Annotated in this window: 18 protein-coding genes; 6 read left to right on the top strand and 12 right to left on the bottom strand. The window is 70.1% G+C overall.

Annotated elements, in window-relative coordinates:
• Positions 1-43: 43 nt before the first annotated feature.
• Both rpmI and infC read right to left on the bottom strand, forming a co-directional pair.
• A complete protein-coding gene (gene rpmI / locus BLT23_RS28565) occupies positions 44-238 on the bottom strand; it encodes a 50S ribosomal protein L35 (RefSeq protein WP_090054391.1) in 195 nt (64 codons plus the stop codon).
• A 54-nt stretch (positions 239-292) separates the two neighbouring features.
• Positions 293-901: a translation initiation factor IF-3 gene (gene infC / locus BLT23_RS28570; protein WP_090054393.1), complete on the bottom strand. Its 609-nt coding sequence runs from the start codon at positions 899-901 to the stop codon at positions 293-295.
• A gap of 285 nt (positions 902-1,186) precedes the next feature.
• On the opposite strand from infC, the gene BLT23_RS28575 reads away from it, so the two are divergent.
• Positions 1,187-1,528: a DUF1844 domain-containing protein gene (locus BLT23_RS28575; RefSeq protein ID WP_090054395.1), complete on the top strand. Its 342-nt coding sequence runs from the start codon at positions 1,187-1,189 to the stop codon at positions 1,526-1,528.
• Position 1,529: 1 nt separating this feature from the next.
• Here the strand turns inward: BLT23_RS28575 and BLT23_RS28580 are convergent, their stop codons facing one another.
• The 5 genes from BLT23_RS28580 to BLT23_RS28600 form a co-directional block, all read right to left on the bottom strand.
• Positions 1,530-2,165, bottom strand: coding sequence for a hypothetical protein (locus tag BLT23_RS28580; protein WP_090054398.1), 636 nt, complete (start codon positions 2,163-2,165; stop codon positions 1,530-1,532).
• Positions 2,162-2,752 carry a hypothetical protein gene (locus tag BLT23_RS28585; RefSeq protein WP_090054400.1) on the bottom strand — a complete coding sequence of 197 codons (591 nt, stop codon included), beginning with the start codon at positions 2,750-2,752 and terminating at the stop codon, positions 2,162-2,164. Before BLT23_RS28585 ends, BLT23_RS28580 begins: the two co-directional genes overlap by 4 nt.
• A gap of 129 nt (positions 2,753-2,881) precedes the next feature.
• Positions 2,882-3,262 carry a RidA family protein gene (locus BLT23_RS28590; RefSeq protein ID WP_090054816.1) on the bottom strand — a complete coding sequence of 127 codons (381 nt, stop codon included), beginning with the start codon at positions 3,260-3,262 and terminating at the stop codon, positions 2,882-2,884.
• Positions 3,263-3,273: 11 nt separating this feature from the next.
• A complete protein-coding gene (locus BLT23_RS28595) occupies positions 3,274-4,020 on the bottom strand; it encodes an IclR family transcriptional regulator (protein ID WP_090054402.1) in 747 nt (248 codons plus the stop codon).
• Positions 4,021-4,986: a sugar kinase gene (locus tag BLT23_RS28600; protein WP_090054404.1), complete on the bottom strand. Its 966-nt coding sequence runs from the start codon at positions 4,984-4,986 to the stop codon at positions 4,021-4,023.
• Between the two features lie 86 nt (positions 4,987-5,072).
• Between BLT23_RS28600 and BLT23_RS28605 the strand changes: the two genes are divergently transcribed.
• The 4 genes from BLT23_RS28605 (at position 5,073) to BLT23_RS28620 (ending at position 11,542) form a co-directional block, all read left to right on the top strand.
• The gene (locus tag BLT23_RS28605) at positions 5,073-6,365 is read left to right on the top strand and encodes an amino acid deaminase (protein WP_090054406.1); all 1,293 of its coding nucleotides are present in this window, start codon (positions 5,073-5,075) and stop codon (positions 6,363-6,365) included.
• A gap of 13 nt (positions 6,366-6,378) precedes the next feature.
• A complete protein-coding gene (locus tag BLT23_RS28610; protein ID WP_090054408.1) occupies positions 6,379-7,962 on the top strand; it encodes an N-acyl-D-amino-acid deacylase family protein in 1,584 nt (527 codons plus the stop codon).
• Complete coding sequence (locus BLT23_RS28615) at positions 7,959-9,356, top strand: GntP family permease (RefSeq protein WP_090054410.1); 1,398 nt, start codon at positions 7,959-7,961, stop codon at positions 9,354-9,356. The genes BLT23_RS28610 and BLT23_RS28615 overlap by 4 nt, the downstream gene beginning before the upstream one ends.
• A 98-nt stretch (positions 9,357-9,454) precedes the next feature.
• Positions 9,455-11,542, top strand: coding sequence for an alpha-galactosidase (locus tag BLT23_RS28620; protein WP_090054817.1), 2,088 nt, complete (start codon positions 9,455-9,457; stop codon positions 11,540-11,542).
• Between the two features lie 48 nt (positions 11,543-11,590).
• Here BLT23_RS28620 and BLT23_RS28625 read toward each other — a convergent pair whose 3' ends face one another.
• Together BLT23_RS28625 and BLT23_RS28630 are read right to left on the bottom strand one after the other, a co-directional pair.
• Positions 11,591-12,751 carry a hypothetical protein gene (locus BLT23_RS28625; protein WP_090054412.1) on the bottom strand — a complete coding sequence of 387 codons (1,161 nt, stop codon included), beginning with the start codon at positions 12,749-12,751 and terminating at the stop codon, positions 11,591-11,593.
• 72 nt (positions 12,752-12,823) lie between these two features.
• Positions 12,824-13,972, bottom strand: a complete 1,149-nt coding sequence (locus tag BLT23_RS28630) for an FAD-dependent oxidoreductase (protein ID WP_090054414.1) — start codon at positions 13,970-13,972, stop codon at positions 12,824-12,826.
• A 74-nt stretch (positions 13,973-14,046) separates the two neighbouring features.
• On the opposite strand from BLT23_RS28630, the gene BLT23_RS28635 reads away from it, so the two are divergent.
• A complete protein-coding gene (locus BLT23_RS28635; protein WP_245744281.1) occupies positions 14,047-14,643 on the top strand; it encodes a TetR/AcrR family transcriptional regulator in 597 nt (198 codons plus the stop codon).
• 21 nt (positions 14,644-14,664) lie between these two features.
• Here the strand turns inward: BLT23_RS28635 and BLT23_RS28640 are convergent, their stop codons facing one another.
• From BLT23_RS28640 to uvrA, 3 genes are all read right to left on the bottom strand, one after another.
• The gene (locus tag BLT23_RS28640; protein ID WP_090054818.1) at positions 14,665-15,132 is read right to left on the bottom strand and encodes an SRPBCC family protein; all 468 of its coding nucleotides are present in this window, start codon (positions 15,130-15,132) and stop codon (positions 14,665-14,667) included.
• Between the two features lie 129 nt (positions 15,133-15,261).
• A complete protein-coding gene (locus BLT23_RS28645) occupies positions 15,262-15,444 on the bottom strand; it encodes a hypothetical protein (protein ID WP_143036077.1) in 183 nt (60 codons plus the stop codon).
• Positions 15,444-18,323 (bottom strand): excinuclease ABC subunit UvrA, encoded by a 2,880-nt coding sequence (gene uvrA / locus BLT23_RS28650; RefSeq protein WP_090054420.1) that lies wholly within the window; start codon positions 18,321-18,323, stop codon positions 15,444-15,446. The genes BLT23_RS28645 and uvrA overlap by 1 nt, the downstream gene beginning before the upstream one ends.
• Between the last annotated feature and the right edge of the window lie 172 nt (positions 18,324-18,495).

The raw sequence follows: 18,495 nt of genomic DNA on the forward strand, positions 1-18,495 counted from the left end.
CGGGGCCCTCGCCCCCGAGTTAGCTAGGGGGTGTCGAAGCGGGTCAGAGACCGAGCAGCTTCTTGATGCGCGGCGCGTCGTTGTCCGACACGACGGCGGTGCCGGTCATGCGACGCGTCACCTTGCTGGACTTCTTCTCCAGGATGTGGCGCTTGCCGGCCTTCTCCCGGAGGATCTTGCCGCTGCCGGTGACCTTGAACCGCTTCGAGGTCCCGCTGTGCGTCTTGTTCTTCGGCATTTCCGTCCTCGTCTCGTGCTACCCACCGGGTCGGGGGCGGCCATGCGTCCGGTTCTACTCGGCGGCGGTCTCGGCGCCGTCGGTGTCGACGGCGTCGTCCTGCTTGACCGAACGCGGCTTGATGTTCTTGTGCGGCGCCAACACCATGATCATGTTGCGGCCGTCCTGCTTGGGGTTGGACTCGACGAAGCCCAGCTCCGCGACGTCCTCCGCCAGCCTCTGCAGCAACCGGTAACCGAGCTCGGGGCGCGACTGCTCTCGTCCGCGGAACATGATGGTCACCTTGACCTTGTTCCCGTGGGAGAGGAAGCGGGCCACGTGGCCCTTCTTCGTCTGGTAGTCGTGCGGGTCGATCTTCGGCCGGAGCTTCTGCTCCTTGATGACGGTCAGCTGCTGGTTACGGCGAGACTCACGAGCCTTCTGAGCGGTCTCGTACTTGAACTTGCCGTAGTCCATGAGCTTGCAGACCGGAGGTCGAGCCTGCGCGGCGACCTCGACGAGGTCCAGATCCGCTTCCTGCGCGAGTCGGAGTGCGTCCTCGATGCGAACGATCCCGACCTGCTCGCCGTTCGGTCCGACCAGACGGACCTCGGGCACGCGGATTCGGTCGTTGATGCGCGGCTCGGTGCTCACAGGAGCACCTCGGTTCGAGGGACTTGTCATTCACGTCCTTTGAGACTCGTTTGCGCCAAAGACAAGAGCCCCGTCGTCGATGTCGACGACAGGGCCCGCTTCCGACCGATCGCAAACCTGTCCCTCGGACGCCCGTGCGCCCTGAGCCAGGAGGACCGGACCCGGCCACCTCAAGAAGCGGTGATCGCGGGTGGGAGCGGGGCTCCACTTGCCGCTCTCGCACTAACGAGAGCTGGTCGCGTCGGAAATACTACCAGACGCCGCTGTCAACCCCCGAATCGCGGTCCCGCGACCTCGGCTTGCTTGAATGGGCGGGTGACCGATCCGCTTGACGAAAGCATCCGCGACCTCGGCGACGTCCCCAGCATCGAGGTGATCAGCCGGGCCGCCGTGATGCTGCTGTCCGCCGCCGCGGAGCGCCTGGGCCTCGCCGACCCGGACCCCGACAACTCCCCGCGCCGCGACCTGGACGAGGCCCGCCGCCTGATCACGGGCCTGGCCGGCCTGGTGACGGCGACCTCGGAGTACCTCGGCCCGCACGCGGCCCCGCTCAAGGACGGCCTGCAGTCGGTCCAGCGGGCGTTCCGCGAGGCGTCCGCCGTGCCGGACGAGCCCGGCCAGGGCCCCGGCGAGAAGTACACCGGCCCCGTCTACTGACCTACTGGTCCGCCCTGACCACCACGGGCTCCCACGGCTCCGCCTTGATCTGGAACACCGCGCTGGCCCGCTGGCCGGTCGCGGCCCGGAACGTGACGGCGGAGCCGTTGTGGAGCGGCCCGACGTCGAGGTGCTCCGACGGCGGCTCGTCGTACTGCGAGAGCCCCAGCACCCTGCTGCCCGGCACCACCGAGACGGTGAGCCGCTCGATCACGGCGGGCCCGCCGAAGTAGCTGAGCCGGAACTCGTCCGGCGCGGCCGGCGTGATCGCGAACGTCGGCATCCCGCGCCGCTGCCGCTCGGCCGCGAGCACCTCGGCGATCTCGTTGATCTGCACCGCCGCCTGCTGGGCACTGGCCTGCGCCTCGTCCGCCAGCAGCCGAGCGGCCCCGGCGGCCTCCTCGGCCTTCGCGGTCGCCTGCCGGGCCTCTTCGACGGCGTTCTTGGCCTGCAACGCGCTGGACGTGGCCTGCTCGACGGCCTTGCGCGCCGCCCGCGCCTCGTCCATCGCCTTCTCGGCGGCGTCCTGGGCCTTGCCCGCGGCCTGCGTGGCCTTCTTCGCCTCCCGCGCCTGCCACAACGCGACGGCCGTCGCGCACAGCGCCACGACCGCGGCGACCACCGCGACGGCGTTCACGCCCGCACCCCCAGCGCCAGGAGCTGGCGGCGGGCCAGCTCGTCGATGACGTCGGTGTCGCCCGTCCGCCACGCCACGGCGGGATCGCCGTCGAACTTCGCCAGCTGCCGCGGGCTGAGGCTGGTGAGCGCCCGCAACGCGAGCAGGTCCGGCTTGTCCCTGAGCTTCAGGGTGTTGCCCGCCTTGCGCGCGTAGTGCAGCCGCACCGGCAACCAGGTGATCAGCAGGAACAGGACGGGCACCGCCACGATCGCGGTGGCCAGCCAGAACGCGGAGTCCTGCACGACCGCGATCTGCGCGTTGCCCGCGCTGGTGAGCGTCTCCCCCGCCCTGGTGCCGTTGCCCAGGGCACCGGCCAGGTCACCGCCGACGAGCGGCAGGCCCCTGGCCTTGTCGGCGGCGTTGGTGAAGACGTCGCGAATGCTGCCGCCCGCGTTGACCAGGCCGTCGCCGGGGGCTCGCAGCTCCAGGACCCAGTCGTGGACGGTGGTGGCCACCCAGATCCACACCGCCACCCACGCCACGGCCGAGAGGTCGGCGATCACCTGCCCGGCGAGCCTGACCGGTCTGTCCGCGTACCACTTCATACCGGGGATCGTGCCATGAGGGGGACGGGCGGCCGTGCGAGCGGGGTGCCTCGCCGCCGTGCCGAGTCCACCCGGACGGGAAACAGGCACCCCCGGACCCGAGAGTGCCCGTTTCCCGTTGTGCGGCAATCAGTCGACGACGGCCAGCGCGTCGATCTCCACCAGCAGACCGGCGGGCAGACCGACGTAGACGGTGGTGCGCGCGGGTGCCGGGTCCGTCACGAACTCGCCGTAGACCTCGTTGAGCTCCGCGAAGTGCGCGGTGTCGGTGAGGTAGACGCGGATCATCACGACGTCGTCGATCGACGCGCCACCGGCGGCGAGGACGGCGTTGAGGTTCGCGAACGTCTGGCGGGTCTGCTCGGCGACGGTGGTGCCGACGACCTCGCCGGTCTTGGGGTCGAACGCGACCTGTCCCGCCACCTGCAGGATGTTGCCCTTGCGCACACCCTGCGAGAAGCGGGCCACCGGCTGCGGGGCGTCGGCGGTCTTGATCTCAACCTTGGACAACGGGAACTCCCTCATCTCGGAACATAACCGCATTCGACTGATGCAGCTTCGGCGGTGGCGAGCAGGTCCGGCAGGTGGGCCAGCAGGCCGTCGTAGTCGAGCAGCACCTTCGGCACCGACATCGAGACGGCCGCGAGGACCTCGCCGCGGGCGCCCCTGATCGGGGCGGCGATGCAGTGGATGAAGTCCTCGTGCTCGGAGTTGTCGACGGCGTAGCCGTTGGCGCGCACGCGGTTCAGCTCTGCCAGGTAACCGTCGGGGCCGGTGATGGTGTTCTCGGTGAGCCGCGGGAACTCCATGCGGGCCAGCACCTTCTGCAGCGCCGCGGCGGACAGGTCGGCCAGCAGCACCTTCGCGACGGCCGTGCAGTGCAACGGCGCGCGGCGGCCGATGCGCGAGTACATGCGCATCTGGTGCCGTGACTCGTACTTGTCGATGTAGATGACCTCACCGTCCTCATAGGACGCGAGGTGGACGGTGTGGCCGAGGCGGGAGTTCAGCTCGCGCAACGCCGGTTCGGCGGCGCGGCGGACGTCCCGTTCCTCCAGGGCGCGGTTGGCGAGGTCGAACAGGGCGGTGCCGAGCCGGTAGTGGTGGACGCCGTCGCGTTGCACGAAGCGGTGCGACTCCAGGGTGCGCAGGAGGCGGAGGGCCGTGGACTTGTGCACGCCGATCACGCCGGACAGCTCGTCCAGCGTCTTCGGGCCCGTCGCGAGCTGGCTCACGAGTGTGAGCGCGCGGTCGAGGCTCTGGCTCATCTACACCTCCAGGCGGGCGGACGCCCAGGTCCGCGGGTCGGCGTGCAGCAGCGGACCCGACACGTCGTCGGGCACAGGATCGCCGACGTCCTCCGCGGTGAGCAAAGCGGAGGCCGCCTGCAGGTGGCCCGCGCGCAGCCGGACGGACGGCGTCTGCCCGGCCAGGGTGGCGGCGAGGAACCCCGCCGCGAACGCGTCGCCCGCGCCGACCGGCTCGACGACCTCGACGCGCAGCGCGGGCTCGAAGTGCGACTCGCCGTCCTCCAGCAGCGTCGCGCCCTCGGCGCCCTGCTTGACCACGAGGGACGCCGGGCCGGGCAGCAGCTCCCGCAGCCGTCGCGGGTCGCCGGTCCCCCACACCAGCTCCGCCTCGTCCGCGCCGGCGAGCACGACGTCGGCCTGGTCGGCCAGCTCGCGCAGCACGGCGGGGTCGCGGTCCGCCCACAGCGCGGGGCGCCAGTTCAGGTCGAACGAGATCCGGAAGCCGTGCCGCGGCCTGCGCAGGAGCTCGCGCAGCAGCGCGAGGCACGAGTCGGACAGCGCGGCCGTGATGCCGCTGAGGTGCACCAGCTCCACCTGACCGAGGCCGAGCCGGTCGATCATCTCGACGCCCATGCCGGAGGCGGCCGAGCCGCGGCGGTAGTAGCGCACCGGGCTGCCCTGCGGCGACGCCTCCTTGACGTAGAGGCCGGTCGGTCGGTCCCGGTCGACCCGCACCGCCGAGACGTCGACGCCGAACCCGCCCACCGCGTCGAGGACGGCACGCCCGAACGCGTCGTCGCCGACAGCGCTCGCCCACGACGACCGCACGCCGAGGCGCGCGAGGTGGCAGGCGACGTTGGACTCGGCGCCTCCGACGGCACGGTGCCAGGTGCGCACCAGATGCACGGGACCGGGTTCTGCCGGAACCATCACCACCATGGTCTCGCCGAGGCACACGACACCGCCGACGTGTTCGAACCGCATGCGTGCTCCAGGGGTGTTCGTTGACCGGTGGCGCACCCGAATGCTACACACTCCAGCATCACATCGCGCAATGGGAGTTGCAAAATATGCAACAACTGATGGAGATGGACCTCGCGGCCGTCGCCGGCATCCGCTCCGAACAGGTGAACTGGCGGTTCAAGGGACTGCCGTCGAGCACGTTCGGCAGGACCGTCGGCGAGGTCGCGGACGAGCGCCTCGACCTCTTCGCCGACGAGTTCGTCGGACCGCTCGTCGTGCTGGACGAGGACGCGCTGGCGCACAACCTGACGACCATGGCCGCGTGGTGTGAGGGGCACGGCGTCCGGCTCGCGCCGCACGGCAAGACGACGATGGCGCCGCAGCTGTTCCAGCGGCAGGCCGAGCACGGCGCGTGGGGCATCACCGCGGCCAACGCGTCCCAGGTGCGCGTCTACCGCGCGTTCGGCGTCTCCCGCGTGCTGCTCGCGAACCAGCTGCTCGACCCGGCCGCGCTGCGCTGGCTCGTCACCGAGCTGGACTCCGACCCGCGCTTCGAGTTCAGCTGCTGGGCCGACTCGGAGGCGGGCGTCGCGCTGATGAGCGAGACGCTGCAGGAGCTCCAGCCGGGCAGGCCGGTCGACGTGCTGGTCGAGCTGGGCGCCCCCGGCGGGCGGACCGGCGCGCGCGACCTGGAGACGGCGCTGGCCGTGGCACGGGCGGTGGACCAGAGCCCGGTGCTGCGCCTGGCGGGAGCAGCCGGGTACGAGGGCGCGCTCGCGCACGACGCCTCCACGTCCTCCCAGGCCGTCATCGACGGCTACCTGGCGGACCTGCGCACGCTCGTGCTGCGGCTGGCCGACGCCGGGATGCTCGACGAGCTGGACTCGGCGATCGTCACGGCGGGTGGCAGCGCCTACTTCGACCAGGTCGCGGCGACGCTGGCGCAGCCGTGGCCGTTGCCGGTGACGCCCGTGCTGCGCAGCGGCGCGTACATCACGCACGACGACGGCTTCTACCGCGGGATCTCGCCGTTCGCGCGGATCGAGGGCGTGCAGCCGTTCCGGCCGGCGCTGCGGGCGTGGGCCCAGGTGACGTCACGGCCGCAACGCGACCTGGCGCTGCTGACGATCGGCAAGCGCGACGCGTCGTTCGACGAGGGCCTGCCGGAACCTCAGCTGCTGCGCCGCCGCGACGGCGCGGTCGCCCCGCTGACCCAGGCGACCGTCACCGCGCTCAACGACCAGCACGCGTTCCTGAAGCTCGGTCCCGAGGCCACGGTCCGGGTCGGCGACTGGGTCGGGCTGGGGCTCTCCCACCCGTGCACGGTCTTCGACAAGTGGCAGCTCATCCCGGTCGTGCGCGGCACGACCGTCGTCGACCTGATCCGCACCTACTTCTGATCGGAGCGCACCGATGGACGACGTAGTCCTCCGCGGACCGCTGATCGCCGACGGCACGGGAGCGCCCGCGTACCGGGCAGACGTGTCGATCAAGGACGGCGTCATCGCGTCCATCGGCGGGAACCCGAGCGCCACCAGGACCGTCGACGCGGACGGCCTGGTGCTCGCACCGGGGTTCATCGACATGCACTCGCACTCCGACCTGCGCGTGCTCGCCGAGCCGGACCACCTGGCGAAGGTCTCGCAGGGCGTCACGACCGAGGTGCTCGGCCAGGACGGCCTGTCGTACGCGCCGGTCGACGACGAGGTGCTCGCGACGCTGCGCGGCCAGCTCGCCGGGTGGAACGACGACCCGCCCGGCTTCGACTGGGACTGGCGCACGGTCGGCGAGTACCTCGACCGGCTCGACCGGGGCATCGCGGTCAACGCCGTGTACCTGGTGCCGCAAGGGACGCTGCGGATGCTCGTCGTCGGCTGGGACGACCGGCCGGCCACCGAGTCCGAAGTGGACAGGATGAGGGCCGTGCTCGCGCAATCGCTTGCGGAGGGCGCGATGGGCATGTCGTCGGGCCTGACCTACACGCCGGGCATGTACGCGGACACGTCGGAGCTGGTCCGGCTCTGCGAGGTCGTGGCGCGGCACGGCGGGTTCTACAGCCCGCACCACCGCAGCTACGGCGCGGGCGCGCTGGAGGCGTACGCGGAGATGGTGGACGTGTCGAAGCGCTCGGGCTGCGCCCTGCACCTCGCGCACGCGACGATGAACTTCCCGGTCAACGAAGGCCGCGCGCCCGAGCTGCTGGCGTTGCTGGACGAGGCCATCGCCGGTGGCGCCGACATCTCGCTCGACACCTACCCGTACCTGCCGGGCGCGACCTACCTGTCCGCGCTGCTGCCGTCGTGGGCGACCGAGGGCGGGCCGGAACGGGCGCTGGCCAGGTTGTCCGATGTGGACACCCGCGAGCGCGTCCGCGCCGAGATCGAGGAGACCGGGTCGGACGGGTGCCACGGCGTGCCGGTCGACTGGGACGCCATCGAGATCAACGGCGTCCGCGCCGAGCGCAACGCCCACCTCGTCGGCGCCAGCGTCGCGGCCTCCGCTCGCCGCCTCGGGCGGACGCCCGCAGACCTGTACTTCGACGTGTTGGTCGACGAACGGCTGGGTACCTCCTGCCTCATGCACGTGGGCCACGAGGAGAACGTGCAGGCGATCATGAGACACCCGGCACACACGGGCGGCAGTGACGGCCTGCTCGTCGGCGACCGGCCGCACCCGCGCGCGTGGGGCACGTTCCCCCGCTACTTCGCGCGCTACGTCCGCGAGCTGGGCGTGCTGAGCCTGGAGGAGTGCGTCGAGCACCTCACCGGCCGTGCCGCCAAGCGCTTGCGGCTCACCGACCGGGGTCTGGTCCGCGAGGGCTTCGCGGCCGACCTGGTGCTGTTCGACCCGGCGGAGATCACCGACACGGCGACCTTCGACGAACCCCGGCAGCAGGCCGCCGGCATCCCGTACGTGTTCTGCAACGGGGTCCCGGTGATCGACGACGGAACCGCCACCGGCGCGCTGCCGGGGCACTCACTCAGGAGCCGCACGTGATCGACTGGTTGCAACACACGTCAGGGGGCCTGATCACCCTCGCGGTGCTCAGCATCGCGGTGCTGCTGCTCCTCATCATCAAGGTGAAGGTCGAGCCGTTCATCGCGCTGATCATCGTCGCGCTGCTGGTGGCGCTGGTCGCGGGCGTGCCGGTGAGCGATCTCGTCGGGTCGGCGCAGAAGACCTCGGACTCGTTGCTGGAGAAGGGCTTCGGCTCGATCCTCGGCCACATCGCCGCGATCATCGGCCTCGGCACGCTGCTCGGCGCGATCCTGGAGGCGTCCGGCGGCGCGCAGGTGCTGATGGACAAGCTGATGACCGCGTTCGGCGAGAAGCGCGCCCCGGTCGCGATCGGCCTGGCCGGTCTCATCTTCGGCGTGCCGGTCTTCTTCGACATCGGCATCTTCGTGCTGGCGCCGCTGGTCTACGTGGCGGCCAAGCGCAGCGGCAAGTCGATCGTGCTGTTCAGCATGCCGCTGCTCGCGGGCCTGTCGGTCATGCACGCGTTCATGCCGCCCCACCCGGGACCGGTGGCGGCGGCCGGTCTGCTCGGGGTGTCGCTCGGCTGGATCATCATCATGGGTCTCGCGGTGGCGATCCCGTCGTGGTTCGTCGGCGGTGTCCTGTACTCGTACTGGATCGGCAAGCGCATCGACGTGCCCGTGCCCGAGGAGATGCTGGCCGCGGCCGAGCAGGCGCGCGAGGAGAACGGCGACCGCGAGCCGCCGTCGCTCGGCCTGGTGCTCGGGATCATCGGCCTGCCGCTGGTGCTGATCCTCGCCGGCACGTTCGGCTCGATCCTGCTCCAGCAGGGCTCGCGTCCCTACTCGGTGGCGACGTTCTTCGGCACGCCCGCGGTCGCGCTGACGATCTCGGTGCTGCTCGCGTTCTGGCTGCTGGGCATGCGCCGCGGCATGACCAGGGAGAAGATCGCCGAGCTGTCCGGCGCCTCGCTGAAGCCGGTGGCGATGATCCTGCTCGTGGTCGGCGCCGGTGGCTTCTTCGGCGCCGTGCTGGCGGCGACGGGCATCGGCAAGACGCTGGCGACCGAGCTGTCCGGCCTCGGCCTGCCGGTCATCGCGCTCGCCTACGTGATCAGCTGCGTCATCCGCGTCGCGCAGGGCTCGGCGACGGTCGCGATCGTGACGACCGCGGGCATCGTGGCACCGGTGCTGTCGGACCTGAACTACTCGCAGCCGCAGCTCGCGCTCGTCGTCATGGCCATCGCGTCGGGGTCGATCATCGCCTCGCACGTCAACGACGGCGGGTTCTGGATCGTGTCGCGCTACTTCGGCCTGTCGGTGAAGGAGACGCTGCAGTCGTGGACGGTCGTCGAGACCATCCTCTCGGTCGTCGGTTTCGTGGTCGCGGCACTGCTCAGCTTGGTCGTCTGATCAGACAAAATCCAACAATTTCACACGCTTGACAGTGCGGACCCCGTGACTGAGGATCGGCCCGATGTTCATTCGTGTTCGATGTGAACGGGGTCCGCATGAGCAACCCGGAGGTCGTGCACCTGCACGACGGCATCTCCAGCGTCGTCATCACCCTCCAGGGCACCGACCTCCCGGTCGTGGCGCACTGGGGACGCACCCTCGGGGACGTCGGCCAGGACGCGTTGCGCGGCCTCGTCGAGGTCGTGTCGTGGACCAACCCGAACAACGCGCCGGACGTCCCCGTGCCGCTGGCGCTGCTGCCCGACGCGGGCGCCGGGTACTCCGGCCGTCCCGGTCTGCGCGGGCACCGCGGCGGCGAGCACTTCGCCCCGGCGCTCGCCGTGACGTCGTCCACCGTCGAAGGCCGGACCTTCCGGTACACGGCGACGGACGAGGCCGCACAGATCACCGTCACCGGCACCGTCGAGCTGCTGGACTCCGGCATGCTCCGGGTCCGGCACGCCGTCCGCAACGACGGCACGACGCCGTACGCGCTGGAGGGCCTCGAGACCGCGCTGCCCGTCCCCGCGCACGCCGGTGAGCTGCTCGACTTCACCGGCCGCTGGGCCCGCGAGCGGGAGCCGCAGCGGCAGGCGTTCCGGTTCGGCTCGTGGGTGCGCGAGAGCCGCCGGGGCCGCACCGGCCACGACGCGACGATCGGGTTGCTGGCGGGCACGCCGGGGTTCTCGTTCCGCGGCGGCGAGGTGTGGGCCGTGCACGTGGCCTGGAGCGGCAACCACGTGACGTACGCGGAGAACCAGGTCGACGGCTCGCCCGTGCTGGGTGGCGGCGAGCTGCTGCTGCCGGGTGAGATCACGCTCGCGCCCGGCGAGGAGTACGAGTCGCCGTGGCTCTACGCCGCCTACTCGGCCGAGGGCATCGACGGCATCAGCGCGGCGTTCCACCGCCGACTGCGGGAACGCGCGCTGCGCCCTCGGCCGGTCGTGCTGAACACGTGGGAGGCCGTCTACTTCGACCACGACCTGGCGCGGCTGACGTCGCTCGCCGACACCGCCGCCGCGATCGGCGTCGAGCGGTTCGTGCTGGACGACGGCTGGTTCCGGCACCGCCGCGACGACACGGCGGGCCTCGGCGACTGGTACGTGGACGAGACGGTGTGGCCGGACGGCCTCACGCCGTTGATCAAGCACGTCCGGGCGCTCGGCATGGAGTTCGGCCTCTGGTTCGAGCCGGAGATGGTCAACCCCGACTCCGACCTCTACCGCGCCCACCCGGACTGGGTGCTCGGGCCGCGTCCCGGCGTGCTGCCGCCGCCGTCGCGCTACCAGCAGGTGCTGAACATCGCGCACCCCGACGCCTACGCGTACATCCTCGACCGCGTCTCATCGGTGTTGTCGGACAACGAGATCGCGTTCGTGAAGTGGGACCACAACCGCGACCTGATCGGCTCGCGCGTGCACGCCCAGACCGCCGCGTACTACCGGCTGCTCGACGAGCTGCGGCGGCGGCACCCGCACGTGGAGATCGAGAGCTGCTCGTCCGGCGGCGGGCGGATCGACCTCGGCGTGCTCGACCGCACCGACCGGGTGTGGACGTCGGACTGCAACGACGCCCTGGAACGGCAGCTGATCCAGCGCTGGACCGGCGTGTTCCTGCCGCCGGAGCTGATGGGCGCGCACGTCGGTCCCACGAAGTCGCACACCACCGGACGAACGCACGACCTGTCGTTCCGCGTCGCCACGGCGTTGTTCGGGCACTTCGGGATCGAGTGGGACATCAACTCCGCCACCGACGAGGAACGCGCCGGGCTGCAAGCCGCGATCGAGTACTACAAGGACGTGCGGACGTTGGCGCACACCGGTGTCGTCGTGCGGTCCGACCACCCGGACCCCTCGGCCTGGGTGCACGGGATCGTCGCCGCCGACCGGTCCGAGGCGTTGTTCTGCTACGCGCAGCTCACGACGCCGGTGCAGAACAAGCCGCGCCGGGTGCGGCTGCCGGGACTCGACCCGAAGCGCACGTACCGGCTCTCGTTCGACGCCCCGGCGGGCAGGCCGCGGCTGACGCAGCGGCAGCAACCCTCCTGGGAACCGGTGGAGCTGCCCGGTTCGGTGCTGACCGAGGCGGGGGTGCAGCTGCCGGTGCTGGAACCGGAGCAGGCGGTGCTGCTGCGCCTGAGGTGAGGTGGGAAGAGCCCCGGCGGTGGTCCCGCCGGGGCTCCCCTCCCCCTGTCACCGGCCGGCGCGACCTCCGTCGGCCTTGGTCGCCCACCACTTGCCGTCGACGCCCTGCCCGTTGGCGTCACCGCAGACCTCGTCCCCCGCGAACAGGTACTGCGGCCATCCGGCGATGGTGAGCTGCTGCTTGCCGTCCCGGTCGATCGTGCCGACCAGCGCGGCGTCCACGCCCTGCACCTGGAAGCCCTCGCTGACGAACACGGGCGGCCACTGCCGGGCGCACTCCTCCGTGCAGGTGCTGGCGGACGGGTCGGCGGAGTCGTCGTCGAACCGGTAGAGCGTCATGCCGTCCCGGTCGGTGGCGACGACACCGAGGCCCGCGACCGTGGCGCTAGTGAGCGCGATGGCCTGGTTCTGCTGGGCCTTCTTGCCGTCGACCGCCGTCGCGAACCACTTCGGCACCGTGACGCCCTTGGCCTCACCGGGCTTGGTGTCGTTCTTGAACGTGTACTGCGGCCAGTTCGCGACCGTGAGCTGCTTGCGGCCGTCCGCGCGGGTGATGGTGCCGAGCAGGGCCGGGTCGACGCCCTTCACCCGCGGCTGCTCCCCCTCGACGTAGACGGGCGGCCAGGTTTCGGCGCAACCACCGTCGCAATTGGACACAGAAGGCTGGGCCGTGTCGCCGTCGAACCGGTAGAGCGTGAGGCCCGCGTTGTTGGTCAGGACCGCGCCGAGACCGGAGATCACGCCCGTGCGGGCGGTGAGCTGGGTGCGTTCGCCCTGCTTCCCGGTGACGAACCACTTGCCCTGCAAGCCCTGCCCCTTGGTCTCACCGGGCTTCGCGTCCTTGGCGAACCGGTACTGCGGCATGCCGTCGACCGTGAGCTGACGGCTGCCGTCCTCACGCACGAAGCTGCCGACGAGCCGCTGGTCCACCCCCTCGACCGAGAACCCGTCCGCCTCGACGGTGGCCGGTGGCCAGGTGGCGGCGCACTCACCGTCGCAAGTGGACTTGTCCGGTGCGTCGCCGTCGAACCGGTAGAGCGTGAAGCCCTCCGCGTCCGTGACGACCGGCCCGAGGTCCTCGACCTCGGCGATCTTCAGTGCCACAACGCTTTCCCGCTGCTGCGCCACCGGCTCGCTCGCGGGTGTCGTCGTGCACGCGGCCAGGGAGACCATCCCCAGTACGACTGCCGCGGCGCTCTTGCGGATCATCCCCCACCTCCTGGCTCGTGTCCTCCGACGCCTCCCACACGTACGGCGAGCCAGAACGGTTCAAACGAATTTTTAGAACATCGCGCGCTTCAGCGCGGGCACCGCCGACGCCGTCCTGAGCACCGTCCGGAACAGCGTCCTCACCAGCGGACTTCCGTCCGCGAACTGCTTGGCGGCACGTAGCGAGTCACGCACGGCGGCGAACCCGTACTCGTACATCTGCTCCTCGTAGGCGCTGATGCCGCCACCCGTGGTCAGTTCGCGCGCGAGCACCCGTGCGTCGCGCAACGCGATGTTGGCACCGATACCGCGCATCGGTGCCATGGCGTGGATCGCGTCACCGAGCAATGTGACGTTCGTGCTCGGCCAACGGTCGATCGGCTTCGACGACCGGATGCGCCACTCGCTGACCGTCTCCGGGTGCGACGACGCGACGATCCGCCGGAGGTCCGGGCTCCACCCGCCGATCCGGCGCAGCACCGCCTCCCGCAGGCTCCCGCTCAGGTCGAGGTCGTTCGCCGCGAACGCCCACATCAGGTACGGGCGCACGTTGTCGAACAGCAGACCGTCGGTGTCGGTGTACCCGAGCCCGTCGTGACTGGCGAGGAACATGCCGCACCTGCTCGTCGGGACGACCGTGTTGGCCCGGTCGAGGAGCGCGCGGGGAACCCAGTCGTTCTCGTCCAGGAAGAGCTTTCCCGCCACCGCCACCACACCGACTTCCTCGGTGCCCGCGTGCGGCAGGTACTGCGCGCGCACGCGAGACCGTATGCCGTCGGCGCCCACGAGCACGTCGCACTCCGCGGTGCCGCCGTCCTCGAAGTGCAGCGTGATGGCACCGTTTTGCTCGTAGCGCTCGAACTTCTTGCCGAACTGCACGTCCAACCCGTCGAGCAGCACCTGCCGCAACGTGATCCGACTGGCCGAGTAGTGCTTCTCCTCGTCCTGGTCGAGCACGAGCAAGGGCTTGAGCTGTTCGGTCAGGAAGCCGAACCCGTTGCCGTCACTGCCCGCTGTCTCCTCGAACCGCGCCCAGTTCGCCGCCGGCAGGCACTCCCGCAACGCGTCCGCACCGTCCTCGTTGATGTGCACCCGGTAGCCCTGCAGGCGGTCCGTGCGCGAGAGGTCGCGCTCGTACACCGCCACGTCCGCTCCCGCCTTGCGCAACCCGTGCGCCAGGCACAACCCGCCGATTCCCCCACCCACCACAGCGATTCTCATGCCGCCGAGTTTCAACCAATCGGTTGATTAAGTCAACCATCTGGTTGATAAACCTGGTCGGCTACCGTGTGCCGGTGGATCGACGTCGTTCTCCCGATGCCTCCGAACGCAAGCGCGACCCGGAACGCACGCGGGCCCTGCTGCTGGAAGCCGCCGTCGCGGAGTTCGGGGCGAAGGGCTACGCGGCCACGCGCACGTCGGACATCGCGGCACGGGCGGGCGTGAACAAGCAGCTGATCTCGTACTACTTCGGCGGCAAGGAGGGCCTCTACAAGGAGGTCGCGACGAGCTGGCACGACTCGGCCGCCGAGATGGCGGACACCGGGCAGCCGCTCGAGAAGGTGCTGGCGGGGTTCGTGCACACCACCCTCACCGACCACGGCCGGCTGTGGGCGTGGTCGAACCTGGCCGGCGACAGCCCGCCCACCGACGAGGCGTTCCTGCGCACCCAGGTCGACCTGCTGCGCGAGCGCCAGGACGCGGGCGAGCTCCCGGCCGACCTCGACCCCGGCTTCCTGCTGCTGGCGCTGATGGCCGCGGCGGCCGCACCGCTGACCCTGCGCCACACCGCCCGCCAGATCACCGGCGAGGACCCGGCCACACCCGAGTTCGCGACGAGGTACGCCGAGCAGCTCGCCGCGCTGGTGCGGCACCTGTCGGGAAGTGACTGAGCGCGAGATCGGCGCGGCGGACTAGGAGTCGCGCCGGCGGACCGGCCTCTCCTCCAGCGCCTGCTTGAGGCCCTTGAACCCGCCGCGCATCATCAGGTCGTGGTTGCCGCGGAAGAACGGCTTGGCGATCAGCGCCAGCCGCCGCAGCAGGGCCTTGTTGACGACGACCTCCTGGTCGAACATCAGGTCGGTCCCGCCGTCCCTGCCGATGATCTCCCAGGTCGCGACCCCTTCGATGTCACCGGACAACGACGCGCGCAGCAACCCCGCCTGCTGGTTGCGGATGCTGCGGCGGACCTGGATCACCAGGTCGAACGGCAGGAACGAACGGCAGCGGAGCTCACCGGTCTCGTCGTCGATCCTGGTGGCCGAACGGATCTCCCGCCACCAGCTCGGGTAGTTCGCGAGGTCGGACAGCACCTCGTACACAGCGCATGGAGACGCGTCGACGTGCCACACGCTGTGGAAGCGATAGCGGTTGAGTGACACGGCGACCATCATCCCGGATCACTCGTCCGAGTGACAGGCACTCGACAGAATTCACAGACCACAGCGAATGACACATCGGTTGTACTGCGGCTCTAGTGGAAATCGAGCGTCCCACTAGGCCGCGGGTGTTCACTTGGCGGTGAGCTGAGGAAACCGTTCCAGGGTCCGCAACCAACCGACAGCCGCGACGCGGCGGAGTGCCTGCTCCGACGAGTCGAGCACCTCTGCGAGGCTGAAGGGGTACACCGCGGGCTCGCCGCGCGACGCCTGGAGGGCGCGCTCGCGGTGGGCCAGCGCATCGAGTGGGATCATCACCCTGCTGCCGACACCTCCTCGTTCTGGAGCACCTGCAGCAAGAACTGCCCCGTGTAGCTCTTCTCGACCTCGGAGATCTGCTCGGGTGTGCCCTCTGCCACGACCATACCTCCGCCGGAGCCCCCTTCGGGACCCATGTCGACGATCCAGTCGGACGTCTTGATGACGTCGAGGTTGTGCTCGATGACGATGACGGTGTTCCCCTTGTCCACCAGGCCGTTGATCACGCCCAGCAGCTTGCGGATGTCCTCGAAGTGCAGGCCCGTCGTGGGCTCGTCGAGGATGTAGACCGTCTTGCCCGTCGACCGCTTCTGCAGCTCCGACGCGAGCTTCACACGCTGCGCCTCACCACCGGACAGCGTCGGCGCCGGCTGGCCGAGCCGCACGTAGCCGAGACCGACGTCGACCAGCGTCCGCAGGTGGCGGTGGATCGCGTTGATCGGCTCGAAGAACGTCGCGGCCTCCTCGATCGGCATGTCGAGGACCTCGGAGATGGTCTTGCCCTTGTAGTGCACCTCCAGCGTCTCGCGGTTGTACCGCGCGCCCTTGCAGACCTCGCAGGGGACGTAGACGTCCGGGAGGAAGTTCATCTCGATCTTGATCGTGCCGTCGCCCGCGCACGCCTCGCAGCGGCCGCCCTTGACGTTGAACGAGAACCGGCCCGGCTGGTAGCCGCGCACCTTCGCCTCGGTCGTGGCCGCGAACAGCTTGCGGATGTGGTCGAACACGCCCGTGTAGGTGGCCGGGTTGGACCGCGGCGTGCGGCCGATCGGCGACTGGTCGACCTGCACGAGCTTGTCGACCTGGTCGAGGCCCTTGATCCGGGTGTGCCTGCCGGGCACCTGGCGCGCGCCGTTGAGCTTGTTCGCGAGCACCGTGGCCAGGATGTCGTTGACCAGCGTCGACTTGCCGGAGCCGGACACGCCCGTGACGGACGTGAGCGTGCCGAGCGGGAACGACACGTCGATGCCGCGCAGGTTGTGCTCGCGGGCGCCGACGACCGTCAGCTGGCGCTTCTTGTCGACCTTGCGGCGCTTCGCGGGCATCGGGATCGACTTGCGGCCCGACAGGTACGCGCCGGTCATCGACTCCTTGTTGCTCAGCAGCTTCTTGTACGGGCCGCTGTGCACGACCTTGCCGCCGTGCTCGCCCGCGCCGGGGCCGATGTCGACCACCCAGTCGGACGTGCGGATCGTGTCCTCGTCGTGCTCGACGACGATCAGGGTGTTGCCCAGGTCGCGCAGCCGCGTCAGCGTCTCGATCAGCCGGTGGTTGTCGCGCTGGTGCAGGCCGATCGACGGCTCGTCCAGCACGTACAGCACGCCCACCAGGCCGGAGCCGATCTGCGTGGCGAGCCGGATGCGCTGCGCCTCGCCGCCGGACAGCGTGCCCGACGCGCGGTCGAGCGACAGGTAGTCGAGGCCCACGTCGAGCAGGAAGTGCAGGCGGGCCTGGATCTCCTTGAGCACCGCGCCCGCGATCATGGACTCGCGCTTGGCGAGCTTGAGGCCGTCGAGGAACTCCGAGCACTCCGCGACGCTCATCGCGCAGACCTCGGCGATCGACCTGTCGCCCTTCTTGCCGTGGTGCAGCGTCACCGCGAGGATCTCGGGCTTGAGCCTGGTGCCGGAACACGCGGGGCACGGGACCTCGCGCATGTAGCCCTCGTACTTCTCCCGCATGTACTCGGACTCGGTCTGCTCCTGACGCCGTTCGAGGAACGGGATCACGCCCTCGTAGTTGGCGTAGTAGGAGCGCTCGCGGCCGTAGCGGTTGCGGTAGCGGACGTGCACCTGCTCGTCGATGCCGTGCAGGATCGCCTTCTGCGCCTTGGCGGGCAGCAGCCGCCACTGCTGGTCCATGCGGAAGCCGATGGTCTCGCCGAGCGACTGCAGCAGGCGGGTGAAGTACTCCGCCGTCTGCCCGCCCGCCCACGGCGCGATGGCGCCCTCTTCGAGCGTCAGCTCGTCGTCGGGGACCACCAGCTCCGGGTCGACCTCCTTGCGCACGCCGATGCCCGTGCAGACCGTGCACGCGCCGTACGGCGAGTTGAAGGAGAACGACCGCGGCTCCAGGTCCTCGATCGCGAGCGGGTGGCCGTTGGGGCACGCCAGGTTCTCGGAAAAGCCCCTGACCCGGTTCGGGTCGGTCTCCGGCAGGTCGACGAACTCGAGCTCGACCAGGCCGTCCGCGAGCCGCAGCGCCGTCTCGACCGAGTCGGTGAGGCGCTGCTTGGACGACGCCTTGACGCTCAGCCGGTCGATGACGACCGCGATGTGGTGCTTCTCCTGCTTCTTGAGCTTGGGCACCTCGCCGAGCGCGTAGACGACCCCGTCGACCTTCGCGCGCGAGTAGCCCTGCGACTGCAGGTTCTGGAACAGGTCGACGTACTCGCCCTTGCGGCCCCGGATGACCGGCGCGAGCACCTGGAACTTGGTGCCCTGCTCCATCGCGAGCACCTGGTCGACGATCTCCTGCGGCGTCTGCTTGCCGATCGCCTCCCCGCACTGCGGGCAGTGCGGCTTGCCGGCGCGGGCGTAGAGCAGGCGCAGGTAGTCGTAGACCTCGGTGATGGTGCCCACGGTCGAGCGCGGGTTGCGGCTCGTGGACTTCTGGTCGATCGAGACCGCAGGCGAGAGGCCCTCGATGAAGTCGACGTCGGGCTTGTCCATCTGGCCGAGGAACTGGCGCGCGTACGCCGAGAGCGACTCGACGTAACGCCGCTGGCCCTCGGCGAAGATCGTGTCGAACGCGAGACTCGACTTGCCGGAGCCGGACAGCCCCGTGAAGACGATGAGGCTGTCCCGCGGCAGGTCGAGGTCGACGCCGCGCAGGTTGTGTTCACGAGCGCCGCGAACGACAAGACGGTCTGCCACTGGGGTCCCTTCGGGTGTGATCGGCGGGTCACTCACGCCACACTCTTCCGAACAAGCGTTCGAAGCGTACTAGCACCGGCACGGAGATGGCGACCGACCCGCCACCCATGCTAGGTGCCTCCACCGACAAAAACGGATCGGAGCGCTTCCGCATTCCCCTGAGCAGGCTCAA

Source organism: Lentzea fradiae, from assembly GCF_900100955.1.
Taxonomy (GTDB): domain Bacteria; phylum Actinomycetota; class Actinomycetes; order Mycobacteriales; family Pseudonocardiaceae; genus Lentzea; species Lentzea fradiae.

Coding starts and splice junctions, on each gene's coding strand:
- BLT23_RS28620 (WP_090054817.1), top strand. CDS start 9,455: ATGAGCAACCCGGAGGTCGTGCACCTGCACGACGGCATCTCCAGCGTC.
- BLT23_RS28585 (WP_090054400.1), bottom strand. CDS start 2,752: ATGAAGTGGTACGCGGACAGACCGGTCAGGCTCGCCGGGCAGGTGATC.
- BLT23_RS28595 (WP_090054402.1), bottom strand. CDS start 4,020: ATGAGCCAGAGCCTCGACCGCGCGCTCACACTCGTGAGCCAGCTCGCG.
- BLT23_RS28610 (WP_090054408.1), top strand. CDS start 6,379: ATGGACGACGTAGTCCTCCGCGGACCGCTGATCGCCGACGGCACGGGA.
- BLT23_RS28600 (WP_090054404.1), bottom strand. CDS start 4,986: ATGCGGTTCGAACACGTCGGCGGTGTCGTGTGCCTCGGCGAGACCATG.
- rpmI (WP_090054391.1), bottom strand. CDS start 238: ATGCCGAAGAACAAGACGCACAGCGGGACCTCGAAGCGGTTCAAGGTC.
- BLT23_RS28605 (WP_090054406.1), top strand. CDS start 5,073: ATGCAACAACTGATGGAGATGGACCTCGCGGCCGTCGCCGGCATCCGC.
- BLT23_RS28645 (WP_143036077.1), bottom strand. CDS start 15,444: ATGATCCCACTCGATGCGCTGGCCCACCGCGAGCGCGCCCTCCAGGCG.
- BLT23_RS28630 (WP_090054414.1), bottom strand. CDS start 13,972: ATGAGAATCGCTGTGGTGGGTGGGGGAATCGGCGGGTTGTGCCTGGCG.
- BLT23_RS28625 (WP_090054412.1), bottom strand. CDS start 12,751: ATGATCCGCAAGAGCGCCGCGGCAGTCGTACTGGGGATGGTCTCCCTG.
- infC (WP_090054393.1), bottom strand. CDS start 901: ATGACAAGTCCCTCGAACCGAGGTGCTCCTGTGAGCACCGAGCCGCGC.